This is a genomic window from Actinomarinicola tropica, from assembly GCF_009650215.1.
GTDB classification, from domain to species: Bacteria; Actinomycetota; Acidimicrobiia; order Acidimicrobiales; family SKKL01; genus Actinomarinicola; species Actinomarinicola tropica.
This window is the reverse complement of the sequence record NZ_CP045851.1, coordinates 225,172-247,127: the sequence shown is the minus strand read 5'-3', so window position 1 is coordinate 247,127 and position 21,956 is coordinate 225,172. Positions and strand designations below refer to the sequence as shown.

Here is a 21,956-nt window from a genome sequence, read left to right as displayed (position 1 = left end):
GCCTCACGACGTCCGGACTAGCGCGTCTCCTTGTGGAGCGTGTGCGCACGGTCCCAGCGGCAGTACTTCTTGAGCTCGATGCGCTCGCGCTGGTTGGTCTTGTTCTTGGTGGTGATGTAGTTGCGGCGCTTGCACGTCTGGCACTCCAGCGTGACGTGCACCCGCTTGTCGCTCGCGGCCATTGGGGGCTTCCTCGGCTCTTTCCGTTACTTGAGGATCTTGGTGACGCGGCCGGCACCGACGGTGCGGCCACCCTCGCGGATCGCGAAACGCAGACCCTCGTCCATCGCGATCGGGTGGATCAGCTCCACCTTCATCGTCGCGTTGTCACCCGGCATGCACATCTCGGTCCCCGCCGGCAGCTCGATGTGACCGGTCACATCGGTGGTCCGGAAGTAGAACTGCGGCCGGTAGTTCGAGAAGAACGGCTTGTGACGGCCACCCTCCTCCTTGGTCAACACGTACACCTGCGCCTCGAAATCGGTGTGCGGCGTGATCGAACCCGGCGCCGCCAGCACCTGACCACGCTCCACCTCTTCACGCTTCGTGCCACGCAACAGGGCACCGATGTTGTCCCCCGCACGACCCTCATCGAGGATCTTGCGGAACATCTCCACACCCGTGCACGTCGTCTTCTGCGTCGGCTTGATCCCGACGATCTCGATCTCATCGCCGGTGTTGATCACACCCGCCTCGACACGACCCGTCACCACCGTGCCACGACCCGTGATCGTGAACACGTCCTCGATCGGCATCAAGAACGGCTTGTCCGTCGCCCGATCCGGCTCCGGCACGTGCTCATCCACCGCCGACATCAGCTCCAACACCTGAGCGACCGCATCCGCGTCACCCTCCAGCGCCTTGAGAGCCGACACCTTCACCACCGGGATGTCATCACCCGGGAACTCGTACTCCGAGAGAAGCTCACGCACCTCGAGCTCCACCAGATCCAACAGCTCCTCGTCATCGACCATGTCGACCTTGTTCAGAGCCACCACGATCGCCGGCACACCCACCTGACGCGCCAACAACACGTGCTCACGGGTCTGAGGCATCGGACCATCCGCCGCCGACACCACCAGGATCGCCCCATCCACCTGAGCCGCACCGGTGATCATGTTCTTGATGTAGTCAGCGTGACCCGGCATGTCCACGTGCGCGTAGTGCCGATTCGACGTCTCGTACTCCACATGGGACACGTTGATCGTGATCCCACGCTCCCGCTCCTCCGGAGCCTTGTCGATGTTCGCGAAATCCGTCGCCGTGTTGTGCTCCGGATCCGCATCCGCCAACACCTTCGAGATCGCCGCCGTCAACGTCGTCTTCCCATGGTCGATGTGACCCATGGTCCCAACGTTCACATGCGGCTTGTTGCGCTCGAACTTTTCCTTCGACATGAGTTGACGCCTTCTGGGGTGGGTGTGTGGTGCGGGTCTGCTCCAGGCGCGCTGTGGGCGCCGGAGACCGGCGCCCGTCGTGCCACCTGGTTGTGCTGGTAGCGGCGGTCGGACTCGAACCGACGACCCCTCGATTATGAGCCGAGTGCTCTTACCGACTGAGCTACGCCGCCCTGACCGGCGGGCCCTGGCGGGCACCTCCGGAGATCTGGCTGGGAGCCCCCTGACAGAATCGAACTGTCGACCTTTTCCTTACCATGGAAACGCTCTGCCGACTGAGCTAAGGGGGCGTGACCGGCGGACGGGCCGCTGGTCGGCCCGCCATTGTGCCACGGCGACGGCGCCGCGCCCAACCCGGCGCGGGAGCGTCGTGCGACACGTCCGACGGCGTCGTCGCGAACTGGGCCGATCGGCCTGGGCCGGACGATCCGGGCCGAACGCCTCAAGTGACGGCCCATCCGCGACGATACTGGTGCGGTGAGGTACGAGCGGCTGGTCATCGATGCAGGGGACGACAAGACCTTCGCCCTCGAGTTCCACCCCCGCCTGACGGTTGTCACCGGCGTGGGGCGGCTCGAGCGGGAGGGCCTGATGTCGGAGCTGGTGGGCGCGCTGTCGTCCAACCGCGCCGGCGGGGCGCTGGAGGTGACCGACGACAGCGGTCGCCACCTGGCGATCTTCCGACCGCAGGGGAAGCGCCACATGGTCGTCGACATCGACGCCGGCACCGACCTGAGCGCGAGCTACCGCAACGAGCGCGGCGACATCGACCTGCTCGCGGCCGAGGGCCTCGACCAGATGAGCGCCAAGCGCCGCATGCGCGTCACCTCCCAGGACCTCACCACCCGCACCCAGAGCGCCGAGCTGATCGCCCGGCTCGCCGACTGCGACCAGAACACCCTCTGGACCACGGCGGCCCGCGTGCAGAGCACCGAGGCCGAGCTCAACCGCATGGCCGAGGCCGCCGGCACCGCGCCGGAGGACGTCGAGATCGTCGAGAGCATCGAGCGCCACCACGCCGAGTTCGAGCGGGCCCAGGCCAGCCACGAGCGCGTGCGGCGCCTCACCTTCCTCGCCGCTGCCGCGTGCACGATCGGCGCCTTCCTCATCGCCTGGTTCGTCAGCCCGATCCTCGCCTTCGGCGCCCTCGTCCCCGCCACCCTCATCACCGCCTACTCGTTCCTGATGTGGCGGCGGCTCGAGAAGGCTCGGGAGGCCGAGCAGGTCGCCCTCGAGAAGGCCGGCGCCTCCTCCTACCTCGGGTTCCACCTCCAGCGGGTCAACACGCTGCTCTCGAGCGACCAGATCCGTCGCCAGCTGATGAGCGCGGCCGATGCCCACCGCGACGCCACCTTCGCCTGGCAGGACATGGCCGGCGACGTGCCCGTGGCATGGGCGCTCGAGCACCGCGAGGACATCGGGTCGGCGGCCAAGGTCCGAGGCCGTGCCGATCGGGCCACCCCGAGCCCCGCCACCGACCTCGCCACGGTGCTCGGCCAGGAGCTCGTCGTGCGCCTGTCCGAGGCCCGTCGCCTCGGCGCCTCGGGCGAGAGCTTCCCGCTCGTCCTCGACGATCCGTTCGTCGACTTCCAGTCCGCGGTCAAGCCGGCCCTCCTCGAGCTCCTCGGCGAGGCCTCCAACCGCCAGCAGATCCTGCTGCTCACCGAGGACCCCGACGTCGCCGCCTGGGCGCGGCTCGAGTCGCTCACCGGTGCGCTCAGCGTCGTGGAGCCGACGGGGGCGAAGTCCGAGTCCCGGACGATCGACGCCACCGACGCCGCCACGAACCCCAGTCGCCTCGTGATCTGACGTCCCCCAGCCGTCAGCGTCGCGAGAGAGCAGGCAACGACCGGGCTCCGGCCCGGTCGTTGCGCGTCCGGACCATGACCTCGGAGGTAGGCGACACGCCCCCCGCACCTCGGTACCGTCCGGGCATGACCCTCACCGCGACACCCCGGCGGCACGGGGCCGGACCGCTGCTGCGCGAGTGGCGGCAACGGCGCCGGATGAGCCAGCTCGACCTGGCGAGCAGCGCCGAGGTCTCGCCCCGGCACCTGAGCTTCGTCGAGACGGGCCGCTCCGCACCGAGCCGCGAGCTGCTGCTGCACCTGGCGGAGCACCTCGACGTACCGATCCGGGAGCGCAACACGTTGCTGCTCGCCGCCGGCTACGCCCCCGTGTACGGGGAGCGGGACCTCGACGACGAGGAGATGGACCCGGTGCGCACCGCCCTCGAGCACATCCTCGCCGGCCACGAGCCCTACCCGGCGGTCATCCTCGACCGGCGCGGCGATCTCGTGCTCGCGAACGGTGCCGCGCTCCGGCTCTTCACCGAGGGCGTGGCGGACCACCTCCTCGAGGCCCCGGTGAACGCCTACCGCCTGGGGCTCCACCCCGACGGCCTCGCGTCGCGGGTCCGCAACGTCGCCGTCTACTCGCACCACCTCCTGACCCGCCTCCGGCGGGAGGCGGCGCTGAGCGGCGACCCGGCGCTCGCGGCGCTGCTCGAGGAGGTCCGCGGGTTCCCGGACCTGACCCATCCGAGCGTCGCCGACCACGACCCGGCCCAGATGCTCTTCCTGCCGATGGAGCTCACCACGGTCGACGGCGTCGAGCTGACGTTCTTCAGCACCCTCGCCACGTTCGGCACCGCGCTCGACGCCACGGTGGCCGAGCTGTCGATCGAGTCGTTCTTCCCCGCCGACGACGCCACCCGGCGCCACCTCCGGACCCTCGCCGGCTGACCCGGCGAGGTCCGGGGCCTGCCGCGGCGCCGCATAGGGTCTCGCCGTGCACGTGCGACTCGCGACCCTCGACGACGCGGAGGCGATCCGCGCCATCTACAACCTCGAGGTCCTCACCTCCACCGTCACGTTCGACCTCGTGCCCCGCAGCCTCGACGAGCAGCGCGAGTGGCTGCGGGCGCGCTCCGGGGCGCACGTGGTGGTCGTCGCCGAGGACGAGGACGGCCAGCTCACCGGCTTCGCGTCCTTGTCCCCGTACCGCGACCGACCGGCCTACAGCACCTCGGTCGAGGACTCGGTCTACGTCCACCGCGAGCACCAGGGCCGAGGCGTCGGGCGGCTCCTCCTCCACGAGCTCATCGAGCGCGCCGCCCAGCACGGCTTCCACTCCGTGGTCGGACGCATCGTCGGCGGGCACGAGGCCTCGATCGGGCTGCACCGGGCGCTCGGGTTCGAGACCGTCGGCACCGAGCGCGAGATCGGCCGCAAGTTCGGCCGCTGGCTCGACGTGGTCGTGATGCAGAAGCTGCTCTAGCCGGGCCGGCGCGCGGCGACGAGGGCGACCTCGGCGTCGAGCAGCACGCGCCCCTCGATCTCGTGGGGTGCGACGGCCGCGGCGATCGCCTCCACGAGGCGGGCCCGGTCGGCGTCGTCGATCCCTTCGCTGATGACGCGCACGGGCCCGACGTCGAGGGTCGACTCGGCGGCCTGCGGAGCCGGACCGCCGCCACCGAGCGGGAGCGCCAGGACGTGCGGGGTCCACGTCACGTCGGTCCACCCGGCAGCCGAGAGGAGGCCGACGACGCGGTCGCGGTCGTGGAGCGAGAAGGGCCCCTCGTCCGGCGCCGGGACGGGCGGCGTGTCGTGGCCGAGGTCGGCGAGGACCTCCATCGCGGCGGCCAGGGGCACCTCGAAGAGGGGGCACCCGTGGCGATGGCCCCACACGGCGACGCAGAGGCGGCCGTCGGGCCGGGTCGAGGCGGCGAGGTTGGCGAACGCCGCCACCGGGTGCTCGAAGAACATGACGCCGAACCTCGAGATCACGACGTCGACGGGGTCGGCCCGCCAGGTCGTCGCGTCGGCGGCGACCCACTCGATCGGGGCGGCGCCCGCAGGAGGCTCGATGGCCGCGGCGGCGCCGATCATCTCGGCGGACACGTCGAGCCCCACGACCCGGCCGCCGGGGGCGGCGTCGAGCGCGGCGCGGCGGGTCGTCGGACCGTGGCCGCACCCGACGTCGAGCACGTGCTCCCCCGGCTGGATCGCCGCGGCGTCGAGGAGCAGGTCGGCGACCGGGGCGAGCTGGCCCTCGAGCCGCTCGCTCGCGGCCAGCCAGCGGCGGACCCGTTCACCCGACCACTCGTCGCCGCTCACGCCCGGAACTGTAGGAGCCCGGACGCGGGACGAGGCGCCCGAAGGCGCCTCGTCCACCTGGTGGGCCGGGGAGGATTCGAACCTCCGTAGGCTGAGCCGACGGGTTTACAGCCCGCTCCCTTTGGCCACTCGGGCACCGACCCAGGAGGCGTTGATCGTAGCGCCTCCGCGGGGGACGGCCCACACGGGAGGCGGGTGGGGTCCGGCCGCTAGCCTCGGGCCCATGCCGTCCTTCGATGTCGTGTCCGAGGTCGATCAGCAGGAGATCCGCAACGCCGTGGATCAGGCCAGCCGCGAGGTCGCCAACCGCTTCGACTTCAAGAACACCAACTCGTCGCTCGAGCTCGACGACACGTCGATCACGCTGCGCACCTCCACCGAGGACCGCCTCAACGCCCTGCGACAGGTGCTCGAGGAGAAGCTCGTCAAGCGCAAGGTCTCGCTGAAGGTCCTCGACCACGGCAAGGTCGAGGAGGCCGCGGGGGCGACCGTGCGCCAGGAGATCGGCCTGGTCGCCGGCATCTCGTCGGAGAAGGCCAAGGAGCTCAACAAGTTCATCAAGGGCCTCGGCGTGAAGGGCGTGCAGTCCCAGACCCAGGGCGACCAGCTGCGGGTGACCTCGAAGAAGCGCGACGACCTCCAGACGGTCATGGCCGCCCTGCGCGAGGGCGACTTCGGGATCCCCCTGCAGTTCAACAACTTCCGCGACTGACGTTCGCTCCCGCTCTGCCGATGTGGGGAGGGTGGACGGGATCGGCGGGCAGGGCTCCGGCGAGGGGTGCGCGTGGAGTCGCGCGCTGCTGGCAGCGTCGCCGTGGCGGTGGCCGTCAGCGGTGTCGCGCTCCGGTACGTACGCAGCTCCGACGACCTCCCCGTCGACGGCGAGCGGGCGGTGACGGTCGAGGTCGACGAGTGCGGTGATGTCAGCGTCGACGTCGGGCGCTGGGCTCACCCCCGATGGACGTGGTGCGGGCCTACGGGCGCGGACCCGAGGCGGGGACCCTGCGGCGCGACACCACGGACGAGACCACGTTCACCTCGGAGCTCGTCGACGGGTCGGTCACGCTGCGACGTCACGGTCGCGAGACGTTCCGCACCTTGGGCTGCGCGGTCATGCCCTGACCCGGGCACCCGTCGCGTGGGGGCGATCGCGCCAACCCGCTGGCCACATCGCCCCCGCGACCGCCGCGTGGGGGCGATCGCGCCAACGGGCTGGTGACATCGCCCCCGCGGGCTACTCGTAGTAGCCGGAGTGGATGTAGATGCAGGGGACGCCCTCGGCGTGGAACATCTCCACGTTGCGGCGGTCGTCCTCGAACGCGAGGCGCAGGTCGAACCCGTGGTCGCGCAGCTGGGCGACGCTCGTCTTCTTGAACGAACGGGACGCGGTGTAGTCGCCGCCCGGGCGCATCAGCAGCAGGTCCCAGCGGAGGTCGTAGCGCTCGAGCCAGCCGAGCGTCTGGGGCTGCACCGACAAGGGCCGCGCCGTGAGCAGGATGATGCGCAGGTCGTCGTCGAGCACCTCGAGGAGCCGCGCCACCTCGTCGATCAGCTCGTCGTCACCGCACGCGGCGAAGAAGGCGTCCCAGTCGCGGCGGGGCCGCTCGAGGAAGTGCTGGCGGGTGGCGGCGTCGGACAGGACGCCGTCCATGTCGAACACGACGGCTGAGCCGGGCTCGACCGGGCCGTCGCGCCAGTGCCAGTTGTGGTGGGGTACGTCGCTCATGTCGGCCGCACCCTACCGAGCCGGCGCGTCAGTCCTCCCCGCTCGGCGCGTCGGCGGCGCGGGCGTTGATCTCGTCGAACACGTGGGGGTCGGCGAGCGTGGTGGTGTCGCCGAGGTCGCGGCCCTCGGCGACGTCGCGCAGGAGGCGGCGCATGATCTTGCCGCTGCGGGTCTTCGGGAGGTCGGGCACGAGGATGACCGTCTTCGGCCTTGCGATGGGACCGATCTGCTGGGCGACGTGCTGGCGCAGGAGCTCGCCGTGCTCCGGCGTCGGCTCGACGTTCCCTCGGAGGATGACGTAGGCGATGATCGCCTGGCCGGTGGTGGGGTCGGTGGCGCCGACGACGGCGGCCTCGGCCACCGACTCGTGGGCGACGAGGGCCGACTCGACCTCGGTGGTGGAGATGCGGTGGCCAGAGATGTTCATGACGTCGTCGACCCGACCGAGCAGCCAGAAGTAGCCGTCGTCGTCGATCTTGGCGCCGTCGCCGGCGAAGTACCGGCCGTCGAAGCGGGACCAGTACGTGTCGCGGTAGCGCTCGGGGTCGCCCCAGATGCCCCGCAGCATCGACGGCCACGGACGGGTGAGGGTGAGGTAGCCGCCGCCGCGCTCGACGGGGTTGCCGGCGTCGTCGACGACCTCGACGCCGATGCCGGGCAGCGGGAAGGTGGCCGAGCCGGGCTTGGTGGTGACGACGCCGGGCAGCGACGTGATCATCATCGCCCCCGTCTCGGTCTGCCACCACGTGTCGACGATGGGGCATCGCTCGCCGCCGATGTGGCGGTGGTACCACATCCACGCCTCGGGGTTGATGGGCTCCCCGACGGTGCCGAGGAGGCGCAGGGACGACAGGTCGTGCTTCTCGGGCTCCTCGACGCCCCACTTCATGAACGTCCGGATGGCGGTGGGGGCAGTGTAGAGCTGCGTGACGCCGTACTTCTCGACGATCGACCACAGCCGGTCCCGTCCTGGCGTGTCGGGGGTGCCCTCGTACATGACCTGGGTGGCCCCGTTGGCGAGCGGCCCGTAGACGATGTAGCTGTGCCCGGTGACCCAGCCGACGTCGGCGGCGCACCAGTAGACGTCGGTGTCGGGGTGGAGGTCGAACACGTACTTGTGGGTGAACGCGACCTGGGTGAGGTAGCCGCCCGTGGTGTGCATGATGCCCTTGGGCTTGGCGGTGGTGCCCGACGTGTAGAGCAGGTAGAGCAGCTGCTCGCTGTCCATCGGCTCGGCCGGGCAGTCGGGGCTGGCGTCGGCCATGAGGCGGTGCCACCAGTGGTCGCGCCCCTCCTCCATGTGGACCTCGGTGTCGCACCGGTTCACGACGACCACGTGCTCGACCGACGGGGTGGAGGCGAGCGCGAGGTCGACGTTGGGCTTGAGCATCGACGCCACGCCGCGCCGGTAGCCGGCGTCGGCGGTGACGACGACCTTCGCCTCGGCGTCGTTCACCCGATCGGTGATCGAGTCCGGTGAGAAGCCGCCGAAGATCACCGAGTGCGCCGCGCCCAGGCGGGCGCAGGCGAGCATCGCCACGGGCAGCTCGGGGATCATGGGCATGTAGATGGCCACCCGGTCACCCTTCTCGACGCCGAGCCCCTTCAGCACGTTGGCGAAGCGGCAGACCTCGTCGAGCAGGTCGGCGTAGGTGATCGTGCGGGTGTCGCCCGGCTCGCCCTCCCAGTGGATGGCCACCTTGTCGCCTCGTCCGGCCTCGACGTGGCGGTCGACGCAGTTCTCGGCCACGTTGAGCGTGCCGCCGACGAACCACTTCGCGAACGGCAGGTCCCACTCGAGCGTGGTGTCGAAGTCGGATCGCCAGGTGAGCAGCTCGCGGGCCTGGCGGGCCCAGAAGGCCTCCGGATCGGCGTCGGCCTCCTCGTAGAGGGACCGGTCGCGGACGAGGGCGTCGGCGACGAACCCGTCGGGCGGCGGGAAGGTGCGGTCCTCGGAGTAGTGGTCCTCGATCGCCGGCTCGGCCATGCGAGCGCCCCCTTCAGGCTCGTCGGTTCGGTCCGACGGCGAGCCTAGCGACGTGACCCGCGACACGAGCCCGGCGGCTCGGGCGTGGGTGTGGCGACCTGCTCACCGGGGTACGGGCGCGGCATGTCTGACCCGTCGTCCCAGGACCGCGCCGAGCAGCTCGACGAGGACAAGCTCTCCCCGAGCGACACCCCCGTCCAGGACCTCGACTACCCGCCGGAGGAGCCGCTGGGTGTCGACGCCTACGGCACGACCGCGGCCGAGGAGCGCTACGACGAGCCCCTCGAGGAGCGGGTCGCCCGGGAGGAGCCCGAGACGATCCCCGAGGAGGAGCCCGGGATGCGCCTGGTCTCGCCCGAGCAGGGCGCCGGCCCGGACGAGGAGGCCGATGCCGTCGGGGGCGCGCGACCAGCAGCCGACCTCTCGGCCGAGGAGGCCGCCGTCAACGAGACCGCTCCCCCGCCGATGGGCGACGGCGACGGCTACGTCGAGGGGAGCTGACGCCTGCTCACACCCGCTTGTCGGCGGCGACGTAGGCGAACTGCACGAAGTCCGACACGGCCACTGCGGCCATGGTGTTCATCGCCAGGCGCGTCGCCTGGGGCGCGAGGACCATGCCGGCGGCGAAACCGGTGCCGACCCACTGCGCGGCGCAGAACGGGCACGTCGCGAGCTCGCCGGCGGCGCGTCGCACCCCCGAGCGGTACCGGGGGGTCTCGACCAGCTCGCCCGGCGTGTCGGCCTGACCCTCGAAGTGGGTGACCGGCGCTCGCAGCGGCGAGGTGACGGCATCCTTGGTGAGCGCCCGTGCGACCTTGAACGTGGCCAGGCCGTGCAGCAGGAGGTCGAAGGGCCGCACCTCGGGTGGGCGGCGTCCGCGGCGCACGCCGACGAGCACGAGCGCCGCCACGCTCGCTCCGTAGGTCAGCAGCGTGGCCGAGTAGGCCCCGAGGTGGCGGTGGCCGCTCGTCGGGGGCTCCGGATCGGTGTCCGTGGGTGCGTCCATCCCACCCTCGTTCCCCGGTGGGGCGACCCCCAACCGGGGCAACTTCACCCCATCGGGTGACATACCCCGTGGGGGTGACGGGTACCACACGGCCGCCGCCCGGGGCGACGATGACGAGCCCCGGGCGGCCTGTCGCGTCAGGACACCCGCCACTCGGCGACGAGGAACGCCCCGAGCCCGGCAGGATCGACGAGGGCCTCCGCCTCCCGGATGCGGCTGCGGGCCCGGATCGCGGCCAGGTCGCCGATGCCGGCCCGCTCCTCCCACGTCCGCCGACCGGCCTCGACGAGGCCGTCGAGGCCGTGCTCCCGGAGCCACGTCGCCTGGGGCACCACCGCCGCTGGGGCACCTGCGGCGTGCTCCAGCTGGTCGAGTGCGACCTCGACGGTGATGTCGGCCGTGCCGAGGTCGGTGAGGGGGTCGCCACCCCGGCCGTGCTCCCGATAGGTGCGCAGCCACTCCTCCGGCGGACGAGCCGCCAGCTCGGCGGTGGTGCGCACGGCGTAGTCGACCACCACGACCCGGCCCCGCTCGAGCACGCCGAGAGCGTCGGCGACCCACTCGGAGGCCGCCCGCTGCCACGGGATCACGGCGCCCTCCCCCGCGTCGGGCGCGAACCGCTCCGCGGCCGCCGAGGCCGTCTCGCCCGCCGGCACGACGTGGCGGACGAGCCGGGGCTGCTCGCCGTCGGCCTCGTCGACGCCGATCCGCACCTCGCCCCACCCGTCCGCCGTGCGCACGAGCAGGTCGAACGCCAGGTTGTCGAGCAGCTCGTTGGCGATCACGACCCCGGTGAACGGCGTGACCGGCAGCTCACCGAGGGACGCCACGACCGGACCGTCGTGCCCGCCGGGGACGCCGAGGGCCGTGGCCGGCTCGGCCAGGGCGAGGTGCTCGGACTGCCGCTGCCGAAGCACCGGTGACCGCTCCACCAGCACGTAGCGCAGCGCCCCGCGGCACGCGGGACGGGCGGCGAGCACCGCGATGGCCAGCGTGCCGACACCGGCCCCGCCCTCGACGACGACGAAGGGGTCGGGGCGCCCCAACTCGGCCCACCACCGGTCGAGGGCCCGGGCGACGACCGTGCCGAAGAGCGGGCCGACCTCCGGCGAGGTGATGAAGTCGCCGCGCCGCCCGGCGTGGCCACGACCGCTGCCGTAGAACCCGTGCGCCTCGTCGTAGAGGGCGGCGTCGACCACCGCCGAGAACGGCACCGGCCCGTGTCGCTCCACCAGGTGGGCGATGCCCGCGAGGAGCGGGCTCTGGTCGCCGGTCGAGGACACCGGCGGCACCGACTAGCCCGCGCCGGCGAGCAGCGACACCTCGGTGAGGTGGGTGACCGCCCGGGGGTAGACGCCGAGGGCGACCGTCGCCGCGACGGTGATGACGAGGGCCGCGACGAGCGAGAACGGCACCCGGATGCGGGTGGTGTCGCCGTCGGGGACGGGGTTCATGAACATCTGGCGGGCGATGTTGGCGTAGTAGAAGAGCGCGATCACCGAGTTGATGGCGACGGCGACGGCCAGGCTGTAGCCGATCCAGCTGTTCGCCTCGACCGTGACCTTGAAGATCGCGAACTTGGCGTACCAGCCGGCGAGCGGCGGGATGCCGGCCAGGGCGAAGAGGAACACCACCATCGAGACCGCGAGGCCCGGGGCGTACTCGAACAGCCCGCCGTAGCTCGCGATGTCGCCGGAGCGGGTCTTGCGGGCCACGGCGATGATGATGGCGAACACGCCGAGGTTCATCGCCGCGTAGATGACGAGGTAGGTGGCGATGGCCTGGAGCGCCTGGTCCCCGACGTCGCCAGCGACGGCGAGCCCGCAGAGGATGTAGCCGGCCTGGGCCACGCCCGAGTAGGCGAACAGCCGCACGACGTTGGTCTGCCGCAGGGCGACCAGGTTGCCGACCGTCATGGTCAGGAGGGCGAGCACCCAGAACAGCGGCTGGTACACGTCGTCGCGGTCGGGGAACGCCACGAACACGAGCTGGAGCAGGGCGATGAAGCCCGAGGTCTTCGAGGCCACGGCCAGGAAGCCGGTGATCGGCGTGGGAGCGCCCTGGTAGACGTCCGGGGCCCACGTGTGGAACGGCACGGCCGAGACCTTGAAGGCGAAGCCGATCAGGGTGAACACGACGCCGAGCGTGATGAGCGGGACGGACTCGCTGCCGTGCACGGCCTCACCGATCGCCGAGAGGCGGGTGTCGCCGGCGACGCCGTAGAGCAGCGACATGCCGTAGAGCATGATCGCCGAGGCGAACACGCCCATCAGGAAGTACTTCATGCCCGCCTCGTTGCCCTCGAGGGCCCGCTTGCGCCAGCCGGCGAGCAGGTAGGCGGGGATCGAGAGCAGCTCCAGCGCGACGAACAGCGTGATGAGGTCGCGGGCCGACGCGATGAGGACCATGCCCATCATCGACGACAGCAGCAGGCCGTAGTACTCCGACTCCCAGTAGTCGCCCTCGGCGACGTAGTTGGTGGAGAGCAGGATCACGACGTAGCCCGAGACGAGGATCAGCGCCTTGAACAGCAGCGCGAACTCGTCGACGACGAACGCCCCACCGAACATCGTGCGGTTGGTGCCGTCGACCGCCAGGGTGAGGATCGGGACGAGCGTGACGAGCACGCCGATCCCGGCCAGGGCCGGCATGTACTTGCGCCCCCGCTCGAGCAGGACCACGTCGAGCAACGTGAGCAGCGCACCGACGCCGAGCAGGGTGAGCTCGGGCGCGACCGCGTGCCAGTCGATGGGGGGCCGCTCGAAGGCGACGGTGAGGAGGGCGGTGGGATCCATCAGCTCAGGACCCGACCCCGGCGACGAGCTCGCTGACGACGCCGACGGCGGGGTCGGTGATGTCGAACAGGAGGTTCGGGTACACGCCGAGGACGAGGATCAGGGCGATCATCGGCAGCCAGGCGATCCACTCGGGGCCGGTGACGTCGGTGATGTGCGGATCCTCGGCGAACTCCTCCTTCGGGGTGCCGAAGGCGGTGCGCTGGTAGAGCCACAGCAGGTAGCCGGCGGCGAACACCGTGCCGATGGCGGCGATGACCATGTAGGTGCGGAACAGCGGCACCGACAGGCCCTCGGCCGGGTTGTAGGAGGCGAGGATCGCCGGGACCTCACCCCAGAAGCCGGCGAGGCCGGGCAGGCCGAGCGACGCCATCGTGGAGAGGCCGAGGATCCAGCCCATCTTCGGCGCCGACACGAGGAGGCCGCCGAGGCGCTGGATCTCGAGCGTGTGGTAGCGCTCCTTCATCGATCCGGCGACGAAGAAGAGCATGCCGGTGATGAGGCCGTGGGCGACCATGCCGAAGATGGCGGCGTTCATCCCGAAGTCGGTGAGGGTGGCGATGCCGAGCATCGTGAAGCCCATGTGCGCCACCGACGAGAAGGCGATGAGCCGCTTCATGTCGGTCTGGGCCAGGCAGCACAGTGCGCCGTAGATGATGCCGATGACCGCGAGGGCGCCGATGAACGGTGCCCACTCGATCGCGGCCTCGGGGAGGGTCGGGATGGCGATGCGGATGAAGCCGTAGGTGCCGAGCTTCAGGAGCACCGCGGCCAGGATGACCGAGCCGACCGTGGGCGCCTGGGTGTGGGCGTCGGGCAGCCAGGTGTGGAACGGGAAGATCGGCACCTTGATGCCGAAGCCGAGGAACATGCCGCCGAAGATCCACAGCTGGCTCGTCTTCGCGATGCCGGAGGCCGCCTCGGGCAGGGCCCGCATGTCGAAGGTGTTCGCCACGCCGGCGATGGTGTCGGTGCCGTCGGCGAGGAAGTAGAGGGCCAGGAAGCTGACGAGCATCAGCGCCGAGCCGAACAGCGTGTAGAGGAAGAACTTGATCGACGCGTACTGCCGCTGCTCGCCGCCCCAGACGCCGATCATGAAGTACATCGGCAGGAGCACGACCTCGAAGAAGACGAAGAAGAGGATGAGGTCCTGGGCGACGAACGTCCCGATCATGCCGGTCTGGAGGATCAGGATGAGGATGAGGAACGCCTTCGGGTTGTGCGGCTCGGGGAAGTGGTTCCACGAGTAGACGACGCACAAGGGCACCACGAGCATCGTCAGCAGCAACAGCGGCAGCGAGATGCCGTCGAGCCCGACGATGAACCGGCTGTTGATGACGTCGATCCAGCTCGCGTCGACGACGAACTGGAGCTCGTCACCCCGGTCGAAGTCGAAGTTGGCGACGAGCGCCACCCCGACGCCGGCGACCACCAGGGTGGTGAGCAGGGCGATCGTCTTGTGGAGCTGCTCCTCCGCACGGGGGATCAGCGCCATCACCGCGGCGCCGACGAGCGGCAGGAACACTGCAGCGCTCAGTCCCCAGTCGTTGAGGAAATCTTCCATGGTGGTCCCTTCGGCTCCCTGGTGCTGCGATCAGAGTCAGACGATGACGACGAGGACGGCGGCCAGGATGGCTGCGCCCCCGAACATGAGGCTTCCGTACTGGCGCACCCGGCCGGTCTGCGCCAGGCGCAGACCCGACCCGGAGGCCTCGGCCGAGCGGCCGGAGAGGTTGACCGCGCCGTCGACGACGGCCTGGTCGACGTAGCGGTAGGCACCGCGCCCGACCTGGACGGTGGTGCGGCCGACGGTGTTCGGCACGGCGTCGATGAGGTTCTGGTTGACCCAGTTCGACGCCCGGGCGATGGGCCCCTTCACCGAGCCGACGATGACGTCGGTGTAGAGGACGTCGAGGTAGTACTTGTTCTCGAGCAGGCGGTAGCCGCGCATGGCGAGGGCGTTGCGCTCGGTGAGCCCGTGGAACTTCCCGAGGAACCAGTAGCTGTAGGACAGCGCGATGCCGGCCGCGGCGATGAGGGTGGAGCCGATGGCCAGGCCCCAGCTGAACGACGGGTGGCTGATGTCGGGGAAGTAGGCGGCGGTCGGCTCGACGTAGTGCTCGAACTGCAGCGCCACGCTCTCGGGGACGATGGCGTCGGGCAGGTTGAGCCCGCCGGCCAGGGCGGCGAAGCCGGCCAGGATCCACAGCGGCGTGGTGATCGCCTTGGGGGACTCGTGGGGGGTGCCGTGGCCGCGGTACTCGCCGAAGAAGGTGAGGTACACCATGCGCGTGACGTAGGCGCCGGTCAGGCCGGCGGTCACGAGGCCCATCACGAGCATGAGCGTGTAGCCGCCGTCGCCGAGCTGCTGGGCGCCGGCCAGGATCTCGTCCTTCGACCAGAAGCCGGCGAGCGGCGGGATCCCGGCGAGCGCGATCGAGCCGATCATGAAGGTCCGGAAGGTGTGCGGCATGTACTTCCGCAGGCCGCCCATGTCCTTGACCATGTCGAAGCTGTGATGGCAGGCGTGGCTGACCGACCCGGCCCCGAGGAACAAGCAGGCCTTGAAGAAGGCGTGGGTGAAGAGGTGGAACAGCGCCGCGGTCCAGGCGCCGACGCCGAGGGCCATGGCCATGTAGCCGAGCTGGCTGATCGTCGAGTAGGCGAGGACCTTCTTGATGTCGCGCTGCACGAAGGCGAGCGATGCGCCGACGAGGGTCGTGATGCCGCCGACGACGGCGAGGGCGTTGATCGTGGAGGTGCCGATCGACAGGCCCTCCCAGAACACGCCGTACATCCGGCCGACCATGAAGATGCCGGCGACGACCATGGTCGCGGAGTGCAGCAGCGCGGAGACGGGGGTGGGGCCGGCCATGGCGTCGGGGAGCCAGGTGTGGAGGAAGAACTGGCCGGACTTGGACATGACCGCGGCGATGAGGCAGAGCGAGGCGACGAGCAGGGCCGTGTGGGACAGCTCGCCGGCGCTGGCCAGGCTGTTGATCTCGACGATGTTGAAGCTGTCGGCGGCGAAGTAGAGCGTGATCATGCCGATGATCAGGCCGACGTCGCCGACGCGGTTGGTGAGGAAGGCCTTGAGCGCGGCGTCGCCGTTGGCCTTGTCCTCCCACCAGTGCCCGATGAGGGCGAACGAGCAGACGCCCACCGCCTCCCAGGCGGTGATGATCTGGAGCGTGTTCTCGGAGATGACGAGGGTCATCATCGAGGCGGTGAAGAGGCTGAGGAAGGCGAAGAAGTGCGTGAACCGCCGGTCGCCCTTCACGTACTCGGTCGAGTAGACGTGCACGAGCAGCGAGATCAGCCCGACGACGAACAGCATCATCACGCTGAGCCCGTCGACGAAGGTCCCGACCTGGAACTCGGTGCCGCCGGACTGCCACCAGGTCCAGGACCGGGTGACGGGCTCGACGGCGTGGCGCTCCTCCTCGCCCGCCTCGGCGGCGGACTCGGTGGGGCCGACGACGACGAGGTCGCCCGCGGCGTGCTCCTCCGCGTCCTCCTCGTGCTCGACCTCCTCGGTGCCGTGGTCGTCCGCGGGTGGCGGGTTCTCGACCCGGTCGATCCAGGACACGCCCGCGCCGACCGACAGGAGGAACGACAGGCCGACCGCGGCGATGCCGATCTCCGAGCCGCCCCGGGGCATCCGCTTGCCGAAGAAGAGGATGAGCAGGAACGACGCGGCCGGGATGGCAGGGATGATCCAGGCGTTCTCGAGGAACCACATGAGTCGCGTCAGCCCTTCATCAGATCGAGCTCGTCGAGGTCGATGCTCGATCGGTTGCGGTAGATGAGCAGCACCAGGGCCAGGCCGACGCCGACCTCGGCCGCGGCGACGGCCACGATGAACAGCGCGAACACGTGGCCGGAGATCGAGCCGTTGATCACGCCGAACGCCACCAGGTTGATGTTGACGGCGTTGAGGATCAGCTCGATCGACATGAGGACCATGACCGCGTTCTTGCGGGCGAGGACGCCGTAGACGCCGATGCAGAACAGGATCGACGACAGCATCAGGAAGTTCGTCAGCAGCACGGCGTCAGTCCCTCCTCGCCAGCACGATCGCGCCGATCAGCGCTGCGAGGAGCAGCACCGAGATGGCCTCGAACGGGACGATGTAGGTGGAGAAGATGGAGTCGGCGACCATCGCCGTGGGCTGGACCCGCTCCTCGGCGAGCTCGACGCCCTCGAAGCGGTCGTAGATGGCGTAGCCCATCACGACGAGGAGGACGAGGGCGACGAGGACGCCGCTCGTCTTCTGCACCGTGGTGCCGTCGACGTCGGGGTCCTTCCCGAGCTGGGCCCGGGTCAGCATGATGCCGAAGAGGAAGAGGACGACGATCGCCCCGACGTACACCAGCATCTGGGTGATGGCGATGAACTCCGCGCCGAGCAGGATGAACTGCCCGGCCATGCCGGTGAGCACGGCGACGAGGTAGAGCGCGGCATGCACCACGTTCTTGGTGGTGACGACCTTGAGGGCGCCGACCACCATGATCGCGGCGATGACGTAGAAGGCGATGTTCTGGGCGACGTTGTCGCCCCACACGGTGTCCACTAGCGCGGCACCTTCTTCACCTTGGCCTCCGAGCCGGACTCGTAGGGCTCGAAGTCGGGGACGGTGGTCATCCAGTGGCCGAGCATCGTCTTGTCGTGGAGCAGATCGGCGATCCGGGGCTCGGAGTACTCGAACTCGGGGCTCCAGAAGAGCGCCTCGAATGGGCAGACCTCGACGCAGATCCCGCAGTACATGCAGAGCGCGTAGTCGATGTCGAATCGGTCGAGGGCGTTCTTCTGGCGGGGCTTGCCACCCTCACGCCGGGGAGGGGCGAGGTACTTGTGGCCCTCGATGTAGATGCACCAGTCCGGGCACTCGCGTGCGCAGAGCATGCAGACGGTGCAGTTCTCCTCCTTGAGCGCGATGACGCCGCGGGCCCTGGTGGGCGGCGCCTCCTTCTCGCGGGGGTACTGCACGGTGACGTTGGGCTGCAGCATCGTCTTGAACGTGACGCCGAGGCCCTTCACCAGGCCGGGGAGCTGGGGCATCAGAACACCACCTTCAGCACGCCTGTGGCGACGATGTTCACGAGGGACACGGGGATGAGCACCTTCCAGGCGAACGACTGCAGCTGGTCCTCACGCATGCGGGGGTAGGTGAAGCGGAACCAGAAGATCAGGAACGAGACGAACATGATCTTGGCGAACATCACCAGCGGCCCGACGACGTTGAGGGCGTTCGAGTCGAGGTCGAAGCCGGGCACCCACCAGCCGCCGAGGAAGAGCACCGAGGCGAGGCCGGCGAAGACGAAGGCGGTGCCGAACTCGCCGATGAAGAAGGTGAGGAACCGGAAGCCGGTGTACTCCACCTGGTAGCCGCCCACGATCTCGGACTCGGCGACCGGCATGTCGAACGGGGTCTGGGTGAGCTCGGCCTGGATGGCGATCATGAAGATCACGAACCCGACGAACTGGGTGATGATGAACGGGTTGCCGATGGCGCCGATGCCGAAGATCTCGCCCTCGGCCTGGGCGCCGATGATGCCCTGGAGGCTGAGGGTCTCGGCCTGGATGACCACGCCGACGACGGCGAGGACCAGGGGCAGCTCGTAGGCGATGAGCTGGCCGGCGGCACGGAGGCCACCCATCAGCGAGTACTTGTTGGCCGAGGACCAGCCGGCCATCAGGATGCCGATGACCGAGATCGACGACACCGCCAGGGCGGCGAACACGCCGGTGTCGACGGGCGAGCCGACGAGGTCGGGCCCGACGGGCACGAACACGAAGATGAGCAGCGTCGAGATGACGACGACGAACGGGGCGAAGGCGAACACCCACTTGTCGGCCTTGGCCGGGAAGATGTCCTCCTTCTGGAGGAACTTCACGCCGTCACCGACGAGCTGGAGCAGGCCGTAGGGGCCGGACTCCATCGGGCCCAGGCGGCTCTGCATGAAGCTCATCATCTTCAGGAGGAAGACGTAGCCGAGGATCAGCGCCGAGGTGGGCACGAGCGCGGCGACGACGCCGACCTTGATGAGGGTCTCTTGCCAGTAGGCGAGCTCGATGCCGAGCACGAGGTCGGTCACCGGTCGATGTCTCCGAGGATGAAGTAGAGGCTGGCGAGGATCGTGATGATGTCGGGCACGTAGACGCCCCGCAGCACCCACGGGACGATCGACACGTTGTTGAACGACGCCGAGCGGATCTTCACGCGGTACGGCGTGAGGTCGCCCTTCGAGACGATGTAGTACCCCATCTCGCCGAGCGGGTTCTCCGTCGAGATCCACGCCTCGCCCGCCGGCACCTTGATGATGCGGGGGACCTTGGCCATGATCGGCCCCGACGGCAGGCCGTCGAGCAGCTGGTCGATGATGCGGGTGGCCTCGCGGGTCTCCTGGAGGCGGACCCAGAACCGGGCGAACGAGTCGCCGTCGGGGTGGGTCCAGACCTTCCAGTCGACCTCGTTCCAGGCCAGGCCGACCGGCTCGTCCCGGCGGAGGTCCCAGTCGATGCCCGAGGCGCGCAGGTTGGCGCCGGAGAGGCCGTAGGACTGGGCGACGTCGGCGGGGATGACCCCGACGCCGCGGGTGCGGGCCTCGAAGATCTCGTTCCCGGTGACGAGGTCCTCCATGATGTCGCAGAACTCGCGCACCTTGACCATGGCGCCGCGGGTCTCCTCGATCCAGCCCTTCGGCAGATCGTCCTTCAGGCCGCCGATGCGGTCGAAGTTGGGGTGGAACCGCCCACCGGTGGCCGCCTCGATCTGGTTGAGGACGAACTCGCGGTCGCGGAAGGCGTAGAACGCCGGCGTCTGGGCGCCGAGCTGGAGCGCCATGTCGCCCATGAACAGGGTGATGTTGGCGATGCGGGACAGCTCGAAGAAGATCGTGCGGATCCACTGGGCGCGGGGCGGGGCCTCGACCTCCATCAGCCGCTCGGCGGCGAGGATGAACGGGACCTCGTTGGCGAAGCTGCCGAGCCAGTCGATGCGGTTCACCAGCGTCGTGACCTGCGGGTACGTGCGCACCTCGGTGAGCTTCTCGTAGCCCCGGTGCATGTAGCCCATGATCGGATCGGCGGAGACGACCTGCTCGCCGTCGAGCTTGGCGACGATGCGGAGCGTGCCGTGGGTGGCCGGGTGCTGCGGGCCCATGTTGAGGGTCATGCCCTCGGTCTCGAGCTCGACGTTGACCCGGGCGTCGGCGGCCTGGGCGGCCATGTAGGCCAGCTGGCGCCGTTCGGAGATCGCGGTCATCGGATCACTCCCCTTCCCCGCCGTCGGCCGCCGCCTCGTCGTCCTCGCCCGGCATGGGCTCGACGTCGACGATGCCCGGCCACGGCTTGACGTGGCGGGCGAGCAGCGGGAAGTCCTTGCGCAGCGGGTTCCCCTCGAAGTCGCTCGGGAGGTAGATGTGGCGCAGGCGCGGGTGGCCCTCGAAGGTGATGCCGAACATCTCCCACGCCTCGCGCTCGTGCCAGTCGGCCCCGGCGTAGGTGCCCGTCCAGGTCTCGACGGTCATCGTGTCCTCGGGGACGTCGGTCTTGAGCGTGAGGCCGATCGTGCGGTCGATCGAGTAGACGCGGGCGAACACCTCGAAGCGGCCGGTGCCGCCGGTGACGCCGTGCTCGATCTCGCCCGGCTCCTTCGGCAGCGCGCCCTCGAGCACCTTGTCGACCTCGGCGTCCATGCCCCGGCCGAAGGGCGAGGGCATCCAGTCGATGGCCGAGAGGAACGTGAAGTAGCTGAAGCCGAGGTCGCGGAGGATGCGGGCGAGGTCGGCCCACGCGGGGGTGGCGACGCGGATCCAGAGGTCCTGGCCCGGGGCGATGTGGCTGGCGACGACGTGGTCGGCCCCGAGGGCCTCGGTGACCTCGGCGAGCAGCGACTCGCGCCGCTCGTCGGTCTCGACGGTCTCCTCCTCGGTGGCCTCCGCCTCGTCGACGGGGGCGTCAGGCGACGACAATGGGCTCACCCTTCCAACGTGCCGCCATGTCCTCGTTCTGGATGCGCTCCTGGAGCAGCACGATGCCCTCGAGCAGCGCCTCGGGCCGCGGCGGGCAGCCCGGGACGTAGACGTCCACGGGGATGATCTGGTCGACGCCCTTGGTGACCGAGTACGAGTCCCAGTAGGGGCCGCCGCAGTTGGCGCAGGAGCCCATGGAGATGACGTACTTCGGGTCGGGCATCTGCTCGTAGAGGCGCAGCACGGCCGGCGCCATCTTGTCGGTGACCGTGCCCGAGATGATGACGAGGTCGGCCTGGCGGGGGCTGGCGGGGAACGGGATGACGCCGAGGCGCATCACGTCGTACCGCGGCGAGGCGAGCGCCGCACCCATCTCGATGGCGCAGCACGCGAGACCCCACTGGTAGGCCCAGATGGAGTACTTGCGGCTGAGGTTAAGCAGCGACGTGAGCGGCTTCGGCAGCTTGCCGCTCTCGACTAGACCCATCGGAGCACCTTCTTGCGCCAGGCGTAGAGGAGGCCGAGGGCGAGGATGAAGATGAAGATCGCCATCTCGACCAGGCCGAACATGTCGTAGACCTCGAGGCGGGTCGCCCACGGGAAGATGAAGACGGCCTCGACGTCGAACATCACGAACAGCAGGGCGAAGATGTAGTAGCGGACCTGGCTCTGGGACCAGCCGCCCTCGACCGGGTCCACACCGCTCTCGTAGGTCGTGTACTTCTGCGGCTGCGGCCGGGAGGGACGCAGGATGCGACCGATCGAGAGGATGCCGCCGACCAGGAGGACGGCGACACCGCCGAAGATGGCGACGGTGAGGTAGTTCCGGAGGAATTCCGACACGGCGAGGGAGCCTAGTGAAGGCGCTCACGATGGGCCAAACACGCCGGTCGGAGGCCATTCGTACCACTCGATCGGGGGCCGCGGCGCCGCACCCTGGGCAGGAACGGG

At 69.8% G+C, this 21,956-nt stretch carries 24 protein-coding genes and 3 tRNA genes; 6 read left to right on the top strand and 21 right to left on the bottom strand.

All coding sequences use genetic code 11. The annotated features are described in order from the left end of the window. Nucleotides 1-17 precede the first annotated feature (17 nt). The 4 genes from rpmG to GH723_RS01200 all read right to left on the bottom strand — a co-directional run bounded on the left by rpmG (nucleotide 18) and on the right by GH723_RS01200 (nucleotide 1,687). Nucleotides 18-182, bottom strand: coding sequence for a 50S ribosomal protein L33 (gene rpmG / locus GH723_RS01215; RefSeq protein WP_153757943.1), 165 nt, complete (start codon nucleotides 180-182; stop codon nucleotides 18-20). 24 nt (nucleotides 183-206) lie between these two features. After that, nucleotides 207-1,397, bottom strand: a complete 1,191-nt coding sequence (gene tuf, locus GH723_RS01210; protein WP_153757942.1) for an elongation factor Tu — start codon at nucleotides 1,395-1,397, stop codon at nucleotides 207-209. A 96-nt stretch (nucleotides 1,398-1,493) separates the two neighbouring features. After that, nucleotides 1,494-1,570: transfer RNA gene (locus GH723_RS01205), tRNA-Met, on the bottom strand. A 44-nt stretch (nucleotides 1,571-1,614) separates the two neighbouring features. Beyond that, nucleotides 1,615-1,687, bottom strand: a tRNA-Thr gene (locus GH723_RS01200). 187 nt (nucleotides 1,688-1,874) lie between these two features. Here GH723_RS01200 and GH723_RS01195 point away from each other — a divergent pair. The 3 genes from GH723_RS01195 (at nucleotide 1,875) to GH723_RS01185 (ending at nucleotide 4,676) form a co-directional block, all read left to right on the top strand. Beyond that, nucleotides 1,875-3,206 carry an SdpI family protein gene (locus tag GH723_RS01195; protein WP_153757941.1) on the top strand — a complete coding sequence of 444 codons (1,332 nt, stop codon included), beginning with the start codon at nucleotides 1,875-1,877 and terminating at the stop codon, nucleotides 3,204-3,206. Nucleotides 3,207-3,331: 125 nt separating this feature from the next. Then, entirely contained in the window at nucleotides 3,332-4,141 is an 810-nt protein-coding gene (locus GH723_RS01190; protein WP_153757940.1) for a helix-turn-helix transcriptional regulator, read from the top strand. A 46-nt stretch (nucleotides 4,142-4,187) separates the two neighbouring features. Next, nucleotides 4,188-4,676, top strand: a complete 489-nt coding sequence (locus tag GH723_RS01185) for a GNAT family N-acetyltransferase (protein WP_153757939.1) — start codon at nucleotides 4,188-4,190, stop codon at nucleotides 4,674-4,676. Here the strand turns inward: GH723_RS01185 and GH723_RS01180 are convergent. Together GH723_RS01180 and GH723_RS01175 are read right to left on the bottom strand one after the other, a co-directional pair. Continuing rightward, nucleotides 4,673-5,515, bottom strand: a complete 843-nt coding sequence (locus tag GH723_RS01180; protein ID WP_195210451.1) for a class I SAM-dependent methyltransferase — start codon at nucleotides 5,513-5,515, stop codon at nucleotides 4,673-4,675. The two genes, GH723_RS01185 and GH723_RS01180, sit on opposite strands and share 4 nt — an antisense overlap. 58 nt (nucleotides 5,516-5,573) lie before the next feature. After that, nucleotides 5,574-5,658, bottom strand: a tRNA-Tyr gene (locus GH723_RS01175). 80 nt (nucleotides 5,659-5,738) lie between these two features. Between GH723_RS01175 and GH723_RS01170 the strand changes: the two genes are divergently transcribed. Next, nucleotides 5,739-6,227, top strand: a complete 489-nt coding sequence (locus tag GH723_RS01170; protein ID WP_153757937.1) for a YajQ family cyclic di-GMP-binding protein — start codon at nucleotides 5,739-5,741, stop codon at nucleotides 6,225-6,227. Nucleotides 6,228-6,472: 245 nt separating this feature from the next. Further along, nucleotides 6,473-6,637: a hypothetical protein gene (locus GH723_RS01165; RefSeq protein WP_153757936.1), complete on the top strand. Its 165-nt coding sequence runs from the start codon at nucleotides 6,473-6,475 to the stop codon at nucleotides 6,635-6,637. A gap of 112 nt (nucleotides 6,638-6,749) precedes the next feature. Here the strand turns inward: GH723_RS01165 and GH723_RS01160 are convergent, their stop codons facing one another. Both GH723_RS01160 and acs read right to left on the bottom strand, forming a co-directional pair. Beyond that, nucleotides 6,750-7,241 carry a phosphatase domain-containing protein gene (locus GH723_RS01160; protein ID WP_153757935.1) on the bottom strand — a complete coding sequence of 164 codons (492 nt, stop codon included), beginning with the start codon at nucleotides 7,239-7,241 and terminating at the stop codon, nucleotides 6,750-6,752. Nucleotides 7,242-7,269: 28 nt separating this feature from the next. Beyond that, a complete protein-coding gene (acs, locus tag GH723_RS01155; RefSeq protein WP_153757934.1) occupies nucleotides 7,270-9,228 on the bottom strand; it encodes an acetate--CoA ligase in 1,959 nt (652 codons plus the stop codon). 123 nt (nucleotides 9,229-9,351) lie between these two features. On the opposite strand from acs, the gene GH723_RS01150 reads away from it, so the two are divergent. Next, a complete protein-coding gene (locus GH723_RS01150) occupies nucleotides 9,352-9,729 on the top strand; it encodes a hypothetical protein (RefSeq protein ID WP_153757933.1) in 378 nt (125 codons plus the stop codon). A gap of 7 nt (nucleotides 9,730-9,736) precedes the next feature. Here the strand turns inward: GH723_RS01150 and GH723_RS01145 are convergent, their stop codons facing one another. The 13 genes from GH723_RS01145 to GH723_RS01085 all read right to left on the bottom strand — a co-directional run bounded on the left by GH723_RS01145 (nucleotide 9,737) and on the right by GH723_RS01085 (nucleotide 21,848). After that, nucleotides 9,737-10,234, bottom strand: coding sequence for a DUF1360 domain-containing protein (locus GH723_RS01145; protein WP_153757932.1), 498 nt, complete (start codon nucleotides 10,232-10,234; stop codon nucleotides 9,737-9,739). Between the two features lie 137 nt (nucleotides 10,235-10,371). Next, nucleotides 10,372-11,517, bottom strand: coding sequence for an SAM-dependent methyltransferase (locus GH723_RS01140; protein ID WP_153757931.1), 1,146 nt, complete (start codon nucleotides 11,515-11,517; stop codon nucleotides 10,372-10,374). Nucleotides 11,518-11,529: 12 nt separating this feature from the next. Continuing rightward, nucleotides 11,530-13,029, bottom strand: coding sequence for an NADH-quinone oxidoreductase subunit N (locus GH723_RS01135; RefSeq protein ID WP_153757930.1), 1,500 nt, complete (start codon nucleotides 13,027-13,029; stop codon nucleotides 11,530-11,532). A 4-nt stretch (nucleotides 13,030-13,033) separates the two neighbouring features. After that, a complete protein-coding gene (locus tag GH723_RS01130; protein ID WP_153757929.1) occupies nucleotides 13,034-14,593 on the bottom strand; it encodes a complex I subunit 4 family protein in 1,560 nt (519 codons plus the stop codon). A gap of 36 nt (nucleotides 14,594-14,629) precedes the next feature. Continuing rightward, nucleotides 14,630-16,771 (bottom strand): NADH-quinone oxidoreductase subunit 5 family protein, encoded by a 2,142-nt coding sequence (locus GH723_RS01125; RefSeq protein ID WP_153757928.1) that lies wholly within the window; start codon nucleotides 16,769-16,771, stop codon nucleotides 14,630-14,632. Between the two features lie 8 nt (nucleotides 16,772-16,779). After that, nucleotides 16,780-17,079 carry an NADH-quinone oxidoreductase subunit NuoK gene (gene nuoK, locus GH723_RS01120; RefSeq protein WP_153757927.1) on the bottom strand — a complete coding sequence of 100 codons (300 nt, stop codon included), beginning with the start codon at nucleotides 17,077-17,079 and terminating at the stop codon, nucleotides 16,780-16,782. 4 nt (nucleotides 17,080-17,083) lie between these two features. Next, on the bottom strand, nucleotides 17,084-17,602 hold the full coding sequence (locus GH723_RS01115) for an NADH-quinone oxidoreductase subunit J family protein (RefSeq protein WP_229022950.1): 519 nt from the start codon (nucleotides 17,600-17,602) through the stop codon (nucleotides 17,084-17,086). Beyond that, nucleotides 17,602-18,090, bottom strand: a complete 489-nt coding sequence (locus GH723_RS01110; protein WP_153757926.1) for a NuoI/complex I 23 kDa subunit family protein — start codon at nucleotides 18,088-18,090, stop codon at nucleotides 17,602-17,604. The genes GH723_RS01115 and GH723_RS01110 overlap by 1 nt, the downstream gene beginning before the upstream one ends. Further along, nucleotides 18,090-19,127 carry a complex I subunit 1/NuoH family protein gene (locus GH723_RS01105; protein WP_153757925.1) on the bottom strand — a complete coding sequence of 346 codons (1,038 nt, stop codon included), beginning with the start codon at nucleotides 19,125-19,127 and terminating at the stop codon, nucleotides 18,090-18,092. Before GH723_RS01105 ends, GH723_RS01110 begins: the two co-directional genes overlap by 1 nt. Further along, nucleotides 19,124-20,260: an NADH-quinone oxidoreductase subunit D gene (locus tag GH723_RS01100; protein ID WP_407650256.1), complete on the bottom strand. Its 1,137-nt coding sequence runs from the start codon at nucleotides 20,258-20,260 to the stop codon at nucleotides 19,124-19,126. Before GH723_RS01100 ends, GH723_RS01105 begins: the two co-directional genes overlap by 4 nt. A 40-nt stretch (nucleotides 20,261-20,300) precedes the next feature. After that, nucleotides 20,301-21,014: an NADH-quinone oxidoreductase subunit C gene (locus GH723_RS01095; RefSeq protein WP_153757923.1), complete on the bottom strand. Its 714-nt coding sequence runs from the start codon at nucleotides 21,012-21,014 to the stop codon at nucleotides 20,301-20,303. Continuing rightward, nucleotides 20,992-21,492, bottom strand: a complete 501-nt coding sequence (locus GH723_RS01090) for an NADH-quinone oxidoreductase subunit B (RefSeq protein WP_153757922.1) — start codon at nucleotides 21,490-21,492, stop codon at nucleotides 20,992-20,994. The genes GH723_RS01095 and GH723_RS01090 overlap by 23 nt, the downstream gene beginning before the upstream one ends. Then, a complete protein-coding gene (locus GH723_RS01085) occupies nucleotides 21,483-21,848 on the bottom strand; it encodes an NADH-quinone oxidoreductase subunit A (protein ID WP_153757921.1) in 366 nt (121 codons plus the stop codon). The genes GH723_RS01090 and GH723_RS01085 overlap by 10 nt, the downstream gene beginning before the upstream one ends. Between the last annotated feature and the right edge of the window lie 108 nt (nucleotides 21,849-21,956).